This is a genomic window from Gryllotalpicola reticulitermitis (assembly GCF_042651345.1).
GTDB lineage: Bacteria > Actinomycetota > Actinomycetes > Actinomycetales > Microbacteriaceae > Gryllotalpicola > Gryllotalpicola reticulitermitis.
The window spans coordinates 29,258-45,448 of record NZ_JBHSCN010000003.1; the positions used below are offsets into that span (position 1 = coordinate 29,258).

Annotated in this window: 14 protein-coding genes; 8 read left to right on the forward strand and 6 right to left on the reverse strand. The window is 67.8% G+C overall.

Features of this window, described 5'->3' with window-relative positions:
* Positions 1-58 precede the first annotated feature (58 nt).
* Both ACFOYW_RS04070 and ACFOYW_RS04075 read right to left on the reverse strand, forming a co-directional pair.
* Positions 59-1,030: an aldo/keto reductase gene (locus ACFOYW_RS04070; protein ID WP_390227403.1), complete on the reverse strand. Its 972-nt coding sequence runs from the start codon at positions 1,028-1,030 to the stop codon at positions 59-61.
* A gap of 60 nt (positions 1,031-1,090) precedes the next feature.
* A complete protein-coding gene (locus tag ACFOYW_RS04075) occupies positions 1,091-1,480 on the reverse strand; it encodes a putative immunity protein (RefSeq protein ID WP_390227404.1) in 390 nt (129 codons plus the stop codon).
* Between ACFOYW_RS04075 and ACFOYW_RS04080 the strand changes: the two genes are divergently transcribed.
* The 3 genes from ACFOYW_RS04080 (at position 1,479) to ACFOYW_RS04090 (ending at position 2,795) form a co-directional block, all read left to right on the forward strand.
* A complete protein-coding gene (locus tag ACFOYW_RS04080) occupies positions 1,479-2,210 on the forward strand; it encodes a class I SAM-dependent methyltransferase (protein WP_449267380.1) in 732 nt (243 codons plus the stop codon). The genes ACFOYW_RS04075 and ACFOYW_RS04080 overlap by 2 nt on opposite strands.
* 94 nt (positions 2,211-2,304) lie before the next feature.
* Positions 2,305-2,526, forward strand: a complete 222-nt coding sequence (gene relB / locus ACFOYW_RS04085) for a type II toxin-antitoxin system RelB family antitoxin (protein WP_390227406.1) — start codon at positions 2,305-2,307, stop codon at positions 2,524-2,526.
* The gene (locus ACFOYW_RS04090; RefSeq protein ID WP_390227407.1) at positions 2,523-2,795 is read left to right on the forward strand and encodes a type II toxin-antitoxin system RelE family toxin; all 273 of its coding nucleotides are present in this window, start codon (positions 2,523-2,525) and stop codon (positions 2,793-2,795) included. The genes relB and ACFOYW_RS04090 overlap by 4 nt, the downstream gene beginning before the upstream one ends.
* Before the next feature lie 179 nt (positions 2,796-2,974).
* On the opposite strand, the gene ACFOYW_RS04095 is transcribed toward ACFOYW_RS04090, so the two are convergent.
* From ACFOYW_RS04095 to ACFOYW_RS04110, 4 genes are all read right to left on the reverse strand, one after another.
* Positions 2,975-7,834, reverse strand: coding sequence for an InlB B-repeat-containing protein (locus ACFOYW_RS04095; RefSeq protein WP_390227408.1), 4,860 nt, complete (start codon positions 7,832-7,834; stop codon positions 2,975-2,977).
* A 206-nt stretch (positions 7,835-8,040) separates the two neighbouring features.
* Positions 8,041-9,222, reverse strand: coding sequence for a hypothetical protein (locus ACFOYW_RS04100; RefSeq protein ID WP_390227409.1), 1,182 nt, complete (start codon positions 9,220-9,222; stop codon positions 8,041-8,043).
* Complete coding sequence (locus tag ACFOYW_RS04105) at positions 9,212-10,060, reverse strand: TIGR03943 family putative permease subunit (RefSeq protein WP_390227410.1); 849 nt, start codon at positions 10,058-10,060, stop codon at positions 9,212-9,214. Before ACFOYW_RS04105 ends, ACFOYW_RS04100 begins: the two co-directional genes overlap by 11 nt.
* Complete coding sequence (locus ACFOYW_RS04110) at positions 10,053-11,087, reverse strand: permease (protein WP_390227411.1); 1,035 nt, start codon at positions 11,085-11,087, stop codon at positions 10,053-10,055. The genes ACFOYW_RS04105 and ACFOYW_RS04110 overlap by 8 nt, the downstream gene beginning before the upstream one ends.
* A 235-nt stretch (positions 11,088-11,322) precedes the next feature.
* Between ACFOYW_RS04110 and ACFOYW_RS04115 the strand changes: the two genes are divergently transcribed.
* The 5 genes from ACFOYW_RS04115 (at position 11,323) to ACFOYW_RS04135 (ending at position 16,174) form a co-directional block, all read left to right on the forward strand.
* A complete protein-coding gene (locus tag ACFOYW_RS04115; RefSeq protein WP_390227412.1) occupies positions 11,323-12,150 on the forward strand; it encodes a DeoR/GlpR family DNA-binding transcription regulator in 828 nt (275 codons plus the stop codon).
* A 211-nt stretch (positions 12,151-12,361) separates the two neighbouring features.
* Positions 12,362-13,603, forward strand: a complete 1,242-nt coding sequence (locus ACFOYW_RS04120; RefSeq protein WP_390227413.1) for a metal-dependent hydrolase family protein — start codon at positions 12,362-12,364, stop codon at positions 13,601-13,603.
* Between the two features lie 59 nt (positions 13,604-13,662).
* Positions 13,663-14,232 (forward strand): HdeD family acid-resistance protein, encoded by a 570-nt coding sequence (locus ACFOYW_RS04125; RefSeq protein ID WP_390227414.1) that lies wholly within the window; start codon positions 13,663-13,665, stop codon positions 14,230-14,232.
* 27 nt (positions 14,233-14,259) lie between these two features.
* Positions 14,260-15,276: a glutaminase A gene (gene glsA / locus ACFOYW_RS04130; RefSeq protein ID WP_390227415.1), complete on the forward strand. Its 1,017-nt coding sequence runs from the start codon at positions 14,260-14,262 to the stop codon at positions 15,274-15,276.
* Positions 15,269-16,174, forward strand: coding sequence for a hypothetical protein (locus ACFOYW_RS04135; protein ID WP_390227417.1), 906 nt, complete (start codon positions 15,269-15,271; stop codon positions 16,172-16,174). Before glsA ends, ACFOYW_RS04135 begins: the two co-directional genes overlap by 8 nt.
* The last annotated feature ends 17 nt before the right edge of the window (positions 16,175-16,191 follow it).

The window sequence follows — 16,191 nt, forward strand, 5'->3', positions numbered from 1 at the left end:
GCGCACCGATCGCGGCTACCCGCGGTTCCGCGTGGGGCGCAGCGCACCCCACTGACCGTCAGTTCGGCGTGGCGGCGAGGATCGCGTCGATCTCGGCGAGGGCGCTGTGCGGCAGCGGGCCCCGCTCGAGCACCCCTGCATTCTCCTCCGCCTGTGCGACGGTGCGGATGCCGGGAATCGGAACGAACGCGTCGCTGCGCGCGAGCAGCCAGCCGAGCGCACCCTGGGCGAGCGAGCGACCGTCGGCTGTGAGTATCGAGCGGATGTCTGCGAGCCGGTCGAGCTGCTCACCCTGCCGGCCGCTAAAGTCCCAGCCGGAGCGCACGTCCGTCTCGGCGAAGCTCGTCTGCTTCGACATCTTGCCGGTGAGCAGGCCCATGCCGAGCGGGCTGCGCACGATCGACGCGAGGCCGCTGCGCTCTGCGACCTCGAGCGTCGCAACGTCGCCATCGAACAGGTTGAACCGCTGCTGCACCGACGCGCAGTTCGGGCTTTCGGCGAAGAAGGCGGCGCGCTCGGCGTCGTCGGTGCTCCACCCGAAGGCGCGGATCTTGCCCTCGGCGACGAGGGCGTCCAGGGTGTCGCGAACCTCGCCCGCGCGATCGAGCGGGTACTGGTTCAGGTGGAACTGGTACAGGTCGATGACATCCGTCTCGAGCCGCCTGAGGCTCGCCTCGCATGCTTGCCGGATGTACGCGGGCGACGCGTCGGAGCCGGGCGACTCCTTCGTCTGCTCGTCGTAGGTGAAACCGAACTTCGTGGAGACGACGACCCCGTCTCGGTGACCCCGCAGAGCGCGCGCGATCACCCTCTCACTGTGACCGCAGCCGTAGACATCCGCCGTGTCGATATAGGTGATGCCCGCGCCCAGCGCGGCATGGATCGCGCGGACCGACTCGTCGTCGTCGACCTCGCCCCAGCCGATCGGCTTGCCGTCACGGCTGTGCGGGCCGCCGATCGCCCAGGCACCGAGACCGATGGCACTGACAGCGGGGCCGTTTCGGCCGAGAGTTCGAGTGAGTGCAGGCATGTCTGCCACTCTGCCAGTGCGGGCGGTGCGATGGCCAGCGCTGGCGCGCGCCGAGCTGCCTTAGCCTTCTACGGCCAGTCGATCTTGAAGGGCCCGGATCGCTGAACCTAGGACGCCGCGTGCTAACAACCCGCCGGCTGCGAGGGGTCCCGCGGAGTCTTCTCCGAGGACCGGGAGCAGGCGACGGGCATCGCGAACCACGGCAGCGGACGCGGTCGAGGCAGCGGCTCGGCCGGCGATAAAGCGCCGCCGAATCTCGCCCGCAGTATCCAGCTCGCCGCGAGCATAGGCGCGCGCCCTGGCGATAGCGTCTCGCGGGCGATCGTCGTCGGGGGCCTCCGCCTCGAACAGCGGCAATACGCGTTCGGCGCAATCGGCGGCCCCCGCTGAGACGAGGCGACGCTCGCGTTCGCTGAGCGATTGAGGCGAGGCCATAAGTGATGCTTTCATGTGCGTCGTGCCCGACGCGATTTTCGATGATCCGCGTCTCGCCCGAATCTACGACGTGTTCGACGGGCCGCGCGATGATCTCGACGCCTACCTGAGCGCAGTGCGCGAGTGTGGCGCGCGGTCGGTGCTCGATGTGGGGTGCGGGACCGGATCGTTCGCGCTCAGGGCTGCTGCGCTCGGCATCCGCGTGACCGCGGTGGACCCGGCGCAGGCATCCCTCGATGTGGCTCGCGCCAAGCCGGGGAGCACGAAGGTGACCTGGGTGCACGGCGACGCGACGAACCTGCCGGAATTGCGCGTAGACGCGGCCGTGATGACCGGAAACGTGGCCCAGGTATTCCTCACCGATGACTCGTGGAGCGCGACGCTGGACGGTATTCGCGGTGCGCTGAAGCCAGGCGGTTACCTCTTCTTCGAATCGCGGAATCCTGCCGCACGGGTGTGGGAGGAGTGGGCCTCCGACCCAGCCGCGGCGAGCATGCAGGTTCCGTCCATCGGTGTCGTGAACCAGCGGAGAGAACTTCGGGCCGTGGAGACCCCATATGTGTCGTTCCGATGGATTTACAGCTTCCCCGACGGCACCGCGATTCATTCGGATTCCACCTTGCGATTCCGCACGCCAGGCGAAATCGAAGCGACTCTCACCGTCGCGGAGCTGACCCTGCTTGAGATCCGTGACGCGCCCGATCGCCCGGGCCGAGAACACGTCTACATCGCCCAGCGCTCGTGACGTCGGGCTGTTGGGAACTAATTGCCTCGGCATTGTCGCCGACCGCGGCGCCTCGTGGCGAGAGTGCGATACTTGTATCGCGGGGGTGATGGTCATGGCTATCTCGATCAGGTTGTCGCCTGAGGACGAGTCCAGGCTCGAAGAGCTGGCGAGTCGAACAGGGCGGTCGAAGACGTTCTACGTGCGCGAAGCGCTGCATGAGCACCTCGACGACCTGGAGGAGCGCTACTGGGCGAATGAGGTCGTGCGTGAGTGGGAGTCCACCGGCAAGGAGAGCCGTCCGGCATCCGAGCTGTGGGATGAGTTGGGCGTTTGAGTCGCTGGCGCCTTGAGACCGCACAGCAGTTCGAGAAGACAGCTCGGCGCCTAGACAAGGCGGTGCTTCGGCGCATCAAGACGTACCTCGACGAGGTATGCGAGCTCGACGATCCGCGGCAGCGGGGCAAGGCTTTGACCGCCGATCTTGCGGGCTACTGGCGCTATCGCGTTGGCGACTGGCGAGTCATCGTCGAGATTCGCGATTTCGCTCTGGTGATCGTGGCCATCGGGCTGGGCCATCGTTCGGACGTTTATCGGGGGCGTTGACTAAGTCCACACGGTGTGGTCGTGTCGAGAATCGTGGGCACGCGTTCGGCTTACGGCGCCCGTCCCGTTTGCGTCGTCGTCGTGTGCGGTGCAACTCGAGCGGATTCAGGAGTAAAGCTGAGGGCTGCGGCCAGGGGGATTCACCGGCCACAGCCCTCAGGGCTTATCGAGCGTGAGCGTTACTGGGCCTTGCCGTAGGCGCCCAGGTCTTGCCAGGCGCTTCCGGCAGTGCCGGGCGTCTGGTTCCGGCTGTACCACTGGGCCTTGTACAGGTGGCCGTTGTAGGCAACCGTCTCGCCGCCGTTGTAGATCCACGACGCGGTCCAGGCGGCGAAGGTGCCCTGGTCGGTGGCCACGGGGGCTCCGATCTGCTCCCACGCCCCGTCGGGGTCGCCCGGCTTGCTGTCGCGCGTGTACCAGGCCGCTTTGTAGAGCGCCCCGTTGTATGCCACGGTCTCGCCGCCGTTGTAGATCCACGAGGCCGTCCACGCGGCGGCGTTGCCCTGCGTCGTCAGGGTGAGCTCACCCTGCTGCTCCCAGGCGCCGTTGACGTTCGACCCTGGGGTCTCACCCTTGGTGCTCCACGCCGCCTGGTACACGGCGCCCTTGTAGGTGACGGTGGCGCCGGCCTGGTAGGTGGTGCCGGCAGCCCACGGGTTCGGGTTGTCGACGGTGATCTTCTCGGTCACCGTGGTCTTCCCGCCGAGACTGTCCGTCGCGGTTGCCAGGAGGGTGTGGGTGCCGTTGCTCAGCGTGGTCGTGTCCAGCTGGAACGACTGCGCGCCCGATGTGACGGGGTTGGCGTAGGCCAGGCCGCTCGAGTCGACGCGCAGGTTGTACGCGGCGAGGTCCTGGCCGGTCACCTGTACGACCACGGGGATCGTGCCGGACACCCTGGCTCCGTCCGCGGGCGTCGTGAACGTCACCGCCGGCGGGTTGTCGACGGTGATCTTCTCAGTGATCGTCGTCTTGTCGCCGGCGGAGTCCGTCGCCGTTGCGAGCAGCGTATGGATGCCGTTGCTCAGGGTCGTGGTGTCGAGCTGGAAGCTCTGGGCACCGGCCGTGGGCTGGTAGGCGTACTGCAGGCCGCTCGAGTCGATGCGCAGGTTGTACGCCTCGAGCTCGGCTCCGGTGAGGGACACGGTGACGGGCACGGTGCCCGACACCGTTGCGTTGGCAGCCGGTGTCGTGAAGGCGAGCACCGGCGCGTTGAGTGTCCAGTTGGCGGCGAAGCTCAGGTCCCCGGTGGTGCCGGTGGGGATCGTCACCGCCGTGGCGGGGTCCGAGTAGCCGGGCCCGGTCCAGCCGGCGAAGGTGTAGCCGTCGCGGGTCGGGTTGGTCAGCGTGATCGGAGCGGACTCGATGGTGTACGTGCTCGGGTTGCTGCTGCTCCCCGTGCCGCCGTTCAACTGGTAGCTGATCGTGTACGTGATCGGCTTCCACTGTGCGTACAGGGTCACGTTGCCGCCGGCATCCGCTGTCAGGTTCGACACCGTCGCCCCGTCCGCGTAACTCGTACCGCTGCCGTCCTGCGCGGTGTTCCAACCGGCGAAGGTGTAGCCGGTGCGGGTGAAGCCATTGGCCGTGAGCGTGGCGTCCTTGTCGTACGTCGCCGGCGAGTCAGCCGTCGTGCCGGTGCCACCGCCGGCGTCGTAGTGGATCGTGTACGTGTTGGGCGCGAACTGTGCGTACAGCGTTGTGTCGGCGGTCACGCGGTCGTTGTCGAAGTCCCACTGCGTGCCACCGGTGGCCGCGCTGTACCAGCCCTGGAAGGTGTAGCCGGTACGGGTCGGCGGGGCGGGCTCGATGAGCTTGACGCCGTCGAAGACGGTCTGCGGCGCGGGCGCCGGGTCAGAGGTGCCTCCGTTCAGGTCGAACGTCGTCGTGTGCGTCGCCGGCCGGCTCTCGAAGTTGTTCATCAGCGACTGGATCTGCGACTGCGAGTACACGGTGCCCTGAAGCACGAGGTCCTGCGCATCGAAGTCGATCTGCTCACGCGCGTCGGTTCCGGAACCGTTGTAGCCGCCCTCGAAGGTGTAGCTCCACGGGCTCGAACCGAGGAACGTCGAGTTGTTGCCCGTGCCGTCACCGCCGCTGACGCCGATGCCGCCCGACAGGTCGTCGGTCTGCTGGCCGACCTGGTTGCCGTTGACGTACTCGGTCACCAGGTTGTTGGCGGTGTCGAAGGTCGCGGCGACATGCATCCAGTTCGTCGTGCCTGCCGGCGCGTCGAGCCAGTACGCAGACGGGAATGCCTGCGGGTAGGTCGGGTCCGCGACCTGAGTCCAACTGCTGTTGGTGATCGGGGCGAGGTCGACCTGCTTCTCTGTTCCGTTCGGTGGCGTGAAGTCGAACTCCAGCCAGACGGTCCCGTCGCTGTGCTTGTTGGTCCGGAACGCGTATCCGGGCTGGCTGTAGTCGTCTGCGGTCTGATCGGAGAGGATGCCGGGCTGGCCGTCACCGCGCACCGCGGTCACGTTCATCCAGAAGGCCACGGAGAAGCTCTGCGTGTAGTCGATGTTGTCGTTCTGGTCGATCTCGACAAAGTGGTTGTCGTCGAACGCCATCGCCTGGCCCTGGCCGTCCTTGCCGGTCACGTACTGCTGCTGCCCGGTGTCCTGCGGCGCGTTGGTACGGGTGTACATGACGGGGTCGGGCGAGCCGCCCTCGTTGGTGAGGCTCCCGTTGAGCGGCACCGCGTAGTCCATCAGCTTGTGCGGGTTGACCTCTTTCGGCGTCGTCGTGAACGTCGTCGAGATGGTCGACGTGCCGGTGAGGCCGTAGTGGTCCTCGCCCGCGACGGTGATCGTGTACTCGGTCGACTTCGTCAGGCCGCTCAGATCCTCGTCGATGGTCGATGGCATCGGGTTGATCCAGTAGTCCGACCAGTCTCGGAATTGCTGAACGACTTTCCCGGTCGCATCATCGGTCAGCGTGAACAGGTAGTCGTGGATGCCGTCCTGCGCGACGCTGTCGACTGCCGCCTGTGGCTCGGTGGCCTGGTCGAAGTTGATGTGAGCCGTGGTGGCGTCGAGGTCGGATGCCCGAACCTGCTGCCCGCTGTCGAAGACCGGCGCCTGCGCCTGCGGCGTGCGGTTGGCCGAGGTGTACGGCAGCGTCTGGTTGACGTTGAACTTCCAGTCCTGAACCCAGGTGTCCGAAATGAGGTCGCGCGTCTTGATCTCGACGTTGCCGGATGCGTCTGCCGAGACCTCGATGCCCTGCGAACCGTCCTGCGTCGAGGCGGGCTCGCCGCCGGAGCGCGTCAGGCCGTCCTCGAGGTCGAACGAACAGGTCGCCGCGTCGTTGACCTCGGTGTAGCCGCCGTCCTGCCAGATGCTCGTCGGGTCGTTGTTCGGGGAGTGGATGTGGCCGGAGATGTCGACGACGCGGGGGTGTCCGGTGAACCACCCTGACATGTCGGGGACGCCCTGCTGGTCGGAGACATAGACCGTGTTGGAGATCGGGTGGTGCTGGAAGACGAAGATCGGCTTGTCCGGGGACGCGGCTTCCGCGATCGCCACCTGTTGCATGACCCAGTCGTGGAGATAGCTGTACCCGGCGTTGTTCGTGGCGGACGGCACTCCGTTCGCGCCGAGCGTGCCGGCGCCGGGGCTCAGCATGATGAAGTAGTAGCCGTCGATGACCTGCACGTAGTTGGGCTCGTCGCCGGTGGCTCGGGTGAAGTCGGCGTAGTCGCTGTACTCGTGGTTTCCGAGGTTCGCCAGCAGGGGGATGTGCAGGTTGGCGGCCAGTGATGTGCGCACGGCGTCGAACTCGCTCCAGGTGGCGTCGCTCGTCAGGTCGCCGTCCAGGACGAGGGCGTCGTTGTTGAGCGACGGGTCGCTGAAGTAGGAGAACGCCTTGTTCGCGCGGGCGATGTTCTCCGGGCTCGCCTCGTGGACGTCGGAGATCGAGGCGAAGTTGATGTCCCCGTCGGTGCGGGCCGAGTCGACCGTGACGGTCGCGGAGTCGGTGGCCGAGGAGTTGTAATCGGATGCCGCTGTCACGGTGAGCGTCGAGCCGACCGCCTGCGCCGGGTCGACGCTGAGGACGCCGGCCGAGTTGATCGCGGTGCTGCCGGTGCCGCCGGTGACCGACCAGGTGACGTCCTGCTTCGGGGTGCCGGTGCCGGTCGCCTCCGCGGTGAACGGCTGCGTCTCGCCCTGCTCGATTCGCAGGGTCTTCGGGGAGACGTTGAGCGCGGTCACCGTGAACGGGGCCTGGTCGTGGACGTTGTCGTACGAGGTCTTGACGTCGCCGGCGGAGAGCAGCGAGGGCGTCATGACGAAGTCGTCGAGGGAGAGGTTGTTGTCGTTGGTGGCCGAGTTGTACGTGGCCGAGCCGTCATTGGCGTTGTACGCGTTGCCGAGCAGGAAGGGCCCTGCACCGGCGAGGTCGCTCAGCGAGCGGGCGAGGCTGACCGCGTTGCCGCTGGTGTCGGTGGTTACGGGCTGACCGTCGAAGTACAGGTTGATGGTGCCGGAGCTGAAGTCGAACGTCGCCGCGATCTGGTCCCACTGGCCGGTTGTGATCTTGGCGATCGACACATCCGCGCGGCTCGACGACGGGTCCTTGGCGTGGAAGTTGTAGTTGCCGCCAGACGTGTGGAACACGATGCCGGGGTTGTTGCCGCTGCCCCAGTTCTCGTTTCCGAGGAGAGCCGCGTCACTCGTGCCGGTCTTGGAGTTCATCTTCACCCAGAACCACATCGAGAAGCTGTTCTGATAGTCGAACGGCGCCGCGGTGCTGTCGACCTGCACGTAGTCATTGCGGTCCAGCGTGATGGCCTGGCCGTCCGCTCCCGTGGTGTAGCTCGCGGTTCCCGCCCCCATGGTGACCGCAGGCGGGTTGCCCGTCGTGTTGGTCAAGCTCCCGTCGAACGGCAGATTGAAGTCCGGGGAGGCGGCGGCTGCGGCGGGCACGGCCGAGGCGGCCGCAAGTCCGCTGACCGCACCTGTCGCGATCAGTGTCGCGGCGACGGCGGTGGATGCGATCCACCGTCGTACGCGACCACCCGTGCGTGATGTCGGGATCATGGGGGTGTGCTCCTGTTGTCCTGTGTGTCGGTGGTGGGTGCGCACGGGTCGATTCCGGCCGTAAGGGGTACCCAGGTTCGACGATGGCCGGGCCAGGTCAAACATCACGATCGGCTCCGGTGAACGGTTGGCGACGGGAATGAAGCGCGGACCGATCTGGCGGCGTTCCGTTCACACGACGCGATCGAACGATCGCAAACGATCAGTCAGCTCGCGCACCAGTCGGGCTTGTCGCCCGCGAGCGTGCTGACTCTCGCGCCGGTGCGCGCGTCGATGACGACGGTGGTCGGCGCCGCGTTCGCGCGCGTGCCGAGGAGCACGAAAGCGACGTCGTGTCCGTTCGGTGAGGCGCACGCCGTGGTCAGCTGAGTCCCGGCGCCCGGTTTCAGGAGCGTGCGTACGGATGTCCCGTCGATCAGCTCGGCGCGTGGCGCGGTCGTCGTGTGTCCGTCCACGCTGGTGCTCGCATAGACGACCTGCACGCGCTCGCTCGGCCCGAGGATCGTGAGCGGGCCGAGCGCCTCGCCTGGGGTGAGCGCCAGTCGGTTCGACTCGGCGACCGTGGTCTTCGCCCCAGTGCCGAGATCCGTGAGGATGAGCTTGAGGGTGGTCGTGCTCGGACTCAAAGCCGGCTGACTCACCAGGATCGCCCGGCCGGGCACGGCGCCGATGAGCTGCCCCAGCTGGCCGTACGGCATCGGCGCAGTCTTCGCCGCCGGATCGATGATGTAGGTGATGCCGCTGGAATCCATCGCGGCGATCTTGTCGGTGCCGCTGAGGAACGTCCACAGGCTCCAGAGGATCGGCGTGCCGCTGCGCATCCCGACCTGCACGGGCTTCAGGTTCGACGCGCTGGCGAGATACAGCACGTATCGGTCCGAGCTGTCGCCCTGCGCCGGCCGGGTCATGGCGAGGTAGCCGAAGCGCTTGCCGTCGGGGGAGACGCGCAGGTCGCCGTATCCGGCGTTCGCCGGGCCGGGAAGGGCGACGCTCTTCCCGGCCGCGTCGACGACGCGCAACCGGACCCCGTCGCCCTGGTCGGAGATGACGAGCAGACGGTTGCCGAGCCGCGCGAACTCGCCGATCCACTTCGCGCTGTAGACCGTCTTGGCCGGACGATTCGAACCGAGCTGAGTGCGCACGATGCGATCCGGTCGCGCCGGTGTCTTCGTCGACCCTGAGACGAGCGTCAGCAGCGCTCCCGACGATGCGTTCGCCTGCCTCACGTTGGTTACGGCGAAGGCGATCGTGGCCGCGAGCAGAACGGCGAGAACGGATGCCAGCACGATCGTGAACCGGCGACGTCCGCGTGCGCGGCCCGGCGGAGTCGCGTCGTGTTCGACCGGGGCGCCTGCCGGGCTCACCCGGGCCGGGGCCTCAGTGGACATACGGATCCTTCGGCTGGGCGATCTTCTTGACCGACGTCGGGTCGACGACCCAGGCGGCCGTAGACGACGAATCCGTGTTGTGGGCGAACGTGCCGCTCACCTGGACCCACTGCCCGGACTTGAGCTTGGCGCCCCAGTTCGTCATCTGCACTGTCAGGCCGACGGGCTGAGCGTCCACCGCGCAGCACGTGATCACGTAGCGCGTGACCGCGAACGCGTCGGGGCCCTGTGAGACCACGAATCCGTCGACCGATGGCCGGGCATCCTCGATGTATTTGTCCGGCATGCCTCCGGAGATGATGATCGCCCAGTCACGCACGGTGAACGATGCCGGGTCGCCGCCCGGCTGGCCCGAGCCGTCCTGCGAGAGCGCCGCGGCCCCGTTCAGGCTCTGGCCGCCCGCGAGCGATGCCGACAGGGCTTTCGGCGGCAGCGCCAGCAGGGCGATCGCGGCGACGACGATCAGGGTGGCGGCGCCGATGGCAGCGAGCGTCTCGCGGCGTCGCCACCACGGGCGGGAGACTCCTACGGCAACGGAGTGAAGCTCGACTCCATGGTCATCGTGCTCGTGCTCGTGCTCGTGCTCGTCGTGGTCGTGGTCGTGGTCGTGGTCGTGATCGTCGTGCGCGTGGTCATGCTGCCTCGGCAGCACGAGCGCCGAGGCGACGAAGACGGCGGCCACCCCGGCCATGATGGCGGCGAAGACGAAGTACCGCGGGTGAATGTACAGGCCCAGCTGGCCGGTCGCCGCGAGCCAGGCGGTGGTGGCGATGCCGACGGCGGCGAGCACCACGCCGCTCCAATAGTGGGTGAACGCCTCGCGCAGCCGTTCACCCAAGGAAGTTCACCGCGAATCCGAGAAGCAGTACCGCGACGGCCGCGAGTGCGACGATCTGCACGATCGTCATGGCGCGGTAGGTCGTGCGCATGAGCGAGACCATCTTCACGTCGACCATCGCGCCGAACGTGAGAAAGGCTGCGATGGCCCCCGGCAGGAATGTGGAGCCGAACGCGAGCATGAAGAACGCATCCACGTTCGAGCACATCGACAGCACGAATGCGAGCGCCATCAGAGCCAGAACCGACCACAGGGGGTCGGACCCGAGCGCCGCGAGAAGTTCCCGGGGCACGCCGACCTGGATGCCGCCGGCGATCGCACTGCCGACGATGAGCGCGGGCATGAGCGTGCTCATCTCCTGCGCGAATCGGCCGACGGACCGCCCCCACCGGTGTCCGTTCTCGCCGGCGTGCACTGCGCAGCTCGCTGCGAACGCGGGCGTGAGCAGGGCATCCTGCTCCGGATGCATCGAGAACACGGTTCCGATCAGGTTGGCGATGACGAAGCCGCCGACGATCCTGGCCAGCAGAATGCCCTCGTGCCAGCCGAACGCCTGATACGTGGTGATGATCGTCACCGGATTGAGGATCGGCGCGGCGAGCAGGAACGTGATCGAGTCGGAGGGTGTGAGGCCGCGCTCGACCAGCCCGCGTGCCAGCGGCACGTTGCCGCACTGGCACACCGGAAGGAAGACGCCGAGCACGGAGAGCGCCAGGCGGCGAGCCCACGGGATGCGCGGCAGCGCCCGCTCGATCCAGTGCTCGGGCATCCAGATCTGCACCGCGATCGACAGCAGCACACCGAGGACGACGAACGGGAACGACTCCAGGAAGACGCTGATGGCGAGGGTGATGCCGTCCTGCAGAGCGTGCGGCATGGCGGGTGCGCCCTGCACCGCCAGCCTCGCCAGCGCAGCGCAGACGAGCACAGCGACCGTCAGGACCGCCCACGGCCTGCGCCGCGGGCGGCGCCGGAAGCCCGACGCGGTGGGCGTCGGGGCGGTCAGGACAGCGATGGACTCAGGCATCCGCTCCTCGCGTTGAAACGTGGCGGCCGCCACATGCGGCTGAGCGCGAGTTCAGCAACACCGGATGCCGTCATGGTGGTCACGAGATGACGGGCTGGTGACTCCCGGGTGACGGACGCCCCGATTGCGGTCGAGTGCGATCGCTTCGATCACGCTGACGATCGAAGCGATCGCTCCGCGGCCGCTATCGGACCGGTTCGCCAACTATTCACTGACGGCCGATATGAAAGGGACTATGCCCGCACCCCTCAGGTCCTCACGGCCGTGGCCGCCGACCACTCGCCGCGCCCCGCATCGCGCGGAGCGCGTGGCGCTCCTCTTGGAGTTGCTCAACGGGCAGCCGACCGCCTCGCTCGAAGAGATGCAGACCGTGACAGGTGCGAGCCCGGTGACGATTCGCCGGGATCTCACCGAGCTGGAATCCCAGGGGCTCATTCAGCGCACGCACGGCGGGGCCAGCCTGCGCGCGACGGCAAGTCCGATCGACGAGACCTTCGCCTTGCGCCGACGCCGGAACGCGAACGCGAAGAGCGCGATCGCGAGCGCCGCCGCCGATCTGGTGCGTGACCACACCGTGGTGCTGCTCGGCGACGGGACGACGCCCTACGCGCTCGCCGAAGAGCTCTGCAGGCGTGCCCAGCCGCTGATGATCGCCACGCCCGCGATCAATATTGCGGCGCTGCTTGCAGAGGTCAGCCGGTTTGAGGTGATCGTGCTCGGCGGCCAATTGCGCGGCGCATCATTCGGCACCGTCGGCCCGCTGACCTCCGTCGCGCTCAATACCGTCCGGGCCGACATCGCCTTCATCTCACCCGACCGGATCGACGTGCACGGGCCGGTCTTCAACTCCTTCGCCGATGCCGAGGTGGCCCGCGCGATGGCCGATCGTGCTGCCCGTCTCGTCACGCTCGCCGACTCGAGCAAGTTCTCCTCAGGCGGCTCGGCGATGATGGTCGGCTGGGATCGCGTCGACAACCTCATCACCGACGCCGTGGACCCGGTTCTTCTCGAGTACCTTCACGCGGCGGAGGTGCGCGTCGGGGTCGCGGCTCCTCGTCTGTAAGGGCCGCCACAGACCGTCCTTCCCGCTTGTTTCCTGTCGCCGCGAGCGGGTGACGCCCGGGTGATCCGCCGGGTGAAATCGGGCCCCGCGCGATGTCTCGCCCGCCATGCTGAGGCCACACCGGGAGGGCAGCATGACGAGTCCATTCGCCTTGACGCACGCAACAGTCGTGACCGGGGACCGCGACGGTACCGTGCTCCACGATCAGACCGTGACAGTCGGTCGCGATGGTCTGATCGAGGCCGTCGCACCGACTGAGCAGAGCCGTCCGCCCGCCGCGTATCGTGAGCGCGACCTGACGGGCCGCTTCGTCGTCCCCGGTCTGATCAATGCGCACGCCCACCTCTTCTCCGACGGGAAGCCGCTGCCGAGCGTCCTCACCTCGAAGTCCCTCGAGAGCCCGGTGACGCTGTTCTTCCACAGCCCCGCCGGGAAGGCGCTGTTGCGGCGCCGGGCGCGGACCAACGCGCTGACGCAGTTGTACAGCGGCGTCACGACCCTGCGCACCGTCGGCGACGTCCGCTACGAGGTCGTGGCCCTGCGCGACCAGATCGAGGCCGGCCGGCTCATCGGGCCGCGCATCCAGGCATCCGGCCCTCTGCTTGCCGTGAGCGGCGGTCACGGTGCACCGCTGATCGCACTCGTCGGCGACGACCCGTGGACCGCGCGCCGCAACGTGCGGATCAACGTGCGCAAGGGCGTCAACTCCATCAAGATCTCTGCGACGGGCGGAGTGACGGATGCCCGCGCCGTCGGCGAGGCCGGCCGTCCGCAGATGACCTGGGAGGAGCTCGTCGCGATCTGCGAGGAGGCGCACAGCGCCGGCATCGTCGTCGCCGCCCACGCGCAGAGCCGGGAAGGCGTCATGCGCGCGCTGTCGGCGGGTGTCGACACGATCGAGCACGGCTCGGACCTCGACGACGCCATCATCGCCCTGTTCAAGGACAACCCGCGTTCGCTCCGCGGGTGGTCGGCGCTGATTCCGACGTTCCAGGCGGCGATACCTCTTGCCAATCTGAGCCAGGGCGTCACCGGCGTGAACGATATCGTGCGGGCCAACGCGAAGATGGTCGTCGATCGCATGGTGCGCGGGGCGAAGGAAGCGATCGACAACGGCGTCGCGGTCGGTATGGGCTCCGACTCGGCCCTCACCTTCGCCACGCACTACAACGCATGGCGCGAACTCGACTTCGCCGTGCGCCACGCCGGGCTGACACCCGCGCAGGCTCTCCACGCCGCGACCCAGGCGAACGCCGAGATTCTCGGGCTGGCCGACCAGACCGGGTCGATCGCTGCGGGCAAGGCCGCGGACCTGGTGGTGTTGTCGGCCAATCCTCTCGACGGCTTCCGCGCGTTCATGGGCGTCGAACTGGTCGTCGCTCGAGGCGACGTCATCGAGAGGCCCGAGATCAGCCGGTTCCCGGAGATCGAGCAGCATCTCGATCGGCTCTAGTCACTCACCCGACGGCTGCGCGACCGCGTCGCAGCACGACGAACAAGAAAGGAACGCACATGTCCACGACGGCAGCACGTGATCTCTCACGAGGCAATCCCATTCGAGTCGGCTTCGCCATCAGCGGGGCCGTGTCCGCCATCATCGGCATTCTCATTCTCGTGTGGCCCGGTCACACGGCCGTGGTCGTCACCGCTGTGATCGCGGCCTGGGCGATCATCGGCGGCCTCGTCTACATCGCCCTCGGCATCTTCGCGCACCTCGGCGGCTGGAGCCGAATCGGGCACATCATCCTCGGCGCGTTCTTCGTCATCGGCGGCATTCTCGCGTTCACGCGACTCGGAGCGACCACCGCCGCCCTGTTCCTGTTCGTCGGAATCCTCGTCGGCATCCTCTGGATCGTCGAGGGCGTCGCTGCGCTCGGCACCCTCGGGGGCGCCCGGTTCAAGGTGCCGACGCTGATCTTCGCCCTGCTCAGCATCATCGCCGGCATCGTGCTGCTGTTCTCGCCGCTGTATTCGGTCGTGCTCTGGCTGTGGCTCGGCGTCGCGCTGCTGGTGCTCGGCATCGTCCAGCTCTTCCGGGCGATCACCTGGGGCCGCGGCGCTGCCCGGGGCACGGATGCCTGATCCCACCGCACCTCGTGGGTGAGTGACATGCTCGACACGCACACCGCCGCCGTCGAGCAGCGTGTCTCGACCGGCTCGCTTCCCGGCTGGCAGGACGTCGACGCGCTCGTGCGCGATGCCTACGAACGTGAGCGCGACGATCGTGCCGGCGATGTGGCGAGGTACATTCCCTCGCTCGCCACGGCCGTGCCGGACCAGTTCGGCGTCGCGGTCGTCGACGTGATGGGCGGCGCGCACGACGTAGGGGATGCCTGGACGCTGTTCTCCATCCAGTCGATCTCGAAGGCGTTCGTCTACGCCCTGGTAGCGGACGAGGTCGGCCATGACGCGATCGGCGAACGGATCGGGGTGAACAACACCGGGCTCGGATTCAACTCCGTGATGGCGATCGAGCTGAACGAGGGACATCCGATGAACCCGATGGTGAATGCGGGTGCGATCGCGACGACCGCGCTGATCCCCGGCGCCACCGCCGAGGAGAAGTGGAGCCGGCTGGCCGCCGCGCTCTCCGCCTTCGCCGGGCGCCATCTCGCGATCGACGAAGCGGTATATGCGTCGGAGTCGCAGAGCAACGACCGGAATCGGGCCATCGCGCGGCTGCTGCTCAGCTATGGCCGACTCGACGACGACCCCGCTGAGGCTGTCGACCTGTACACCCGGCAGTGCTCACTCCTGGTCAGCGCGCACGACCTGGCGGTCATGGGCGCGACTCTCGCCGACGGCGGGGTGAACCCGGTGAGCGGCGAGCAGGTCGTCTCGGGCCAGGTGAGCCGCGACACCCTCGCGGTGCTCGCGGCCTCCGGCCTTTATGAGCACAGCGGCGAGTGGCTGTTCGAGATCGGCGTTCCGGGCAAGTCCGGCGTCTCGGGCGGCCTGGTGGCGATCGCCCCGGGCAAAGGCGCGATCGGCACCTTCTCACCGCGTCTCGACGCGGCGGGCAACAGCGTGCGCGGCCAGCGCACCGCGGCTCACCTGTCGCGAGTTCTCGGCCTCAACATCTTCGCGTCCCGCAGCGCGGGCGACGCAGCGGTCGAGGATGTCTGACGTCGCGGTGCCGGCAGCCCGGTGGCGAAGCGCGCTGAGCGTGGTGCTGCTCGTGGTCGTCGTCGTGCTGGTGCCCCTCTCGCTCACGGCGCGCTGGGCCCACGCCACCGTTACCAACACCGCCGGGTACCTCGCCGCGGTTCAGCCCGTGGCCTCCGATCCTGAAGTGCAGGCCGCGATCTCCGATCGGATCACCGACACGATCGTCGGCAGGCTCGACGTGCCGGGAGTGCGCGCCCTCGTCCAGGGTCCGGTGGAGCGCTTCGTTCGGAGCGACGCGTTCGCATCGCTCTGGACCGCAGCCAATCGTGAAGCCCACCACCAGTTCGTCGGCGTCGTGACCGGCGAGGGGACGAGCGCGCTCTCGGTTCGCGATGACACCGTCAGCGTCGACGTCGGCGGCGTCGTCGCCAGCATCCGTCAATCGCTCGTCGACCAAGGCGTCACGATCGCTGAGCGCATACCCGACATCGAGATCCAGTTCCCGATCTTCGAGTCCGATCACCTCGTGACGGCGCAGCGGATCTTCGGTGCCCTCGACCGCGGACGCTGGTTGTTCCCGGCAGCGGCGATCGTCTGCGTTGCCGGCGCGATCACCGTGGCTCGCGTGCGGCTGTGCGCCGGCGCGGTCGCGGCCCTCTGCGTCGCCCTTGGCACAGGCCTCCTCGCCCTCGTCATCGTCATCGGACGTGCCCTCTATCTGCGAGCCCTGCCGGCCGCCGTGCCCGCCACCGCGGCGCGTGTGGTGTTCGACTCGCTCGTCGCACCGCTCTGGCACGCGATCGGCGACGTCGTAGCCGTTGCCGTTGCGGTCGCCATCGTCCTCGGATTGACTCGCCTGATCGCGGGCCGTGCCAGATCAGTAGTCGGGCAAGCTGCCCGCTCGCCTAAGTTATGAACTGGTTCACATGAGCA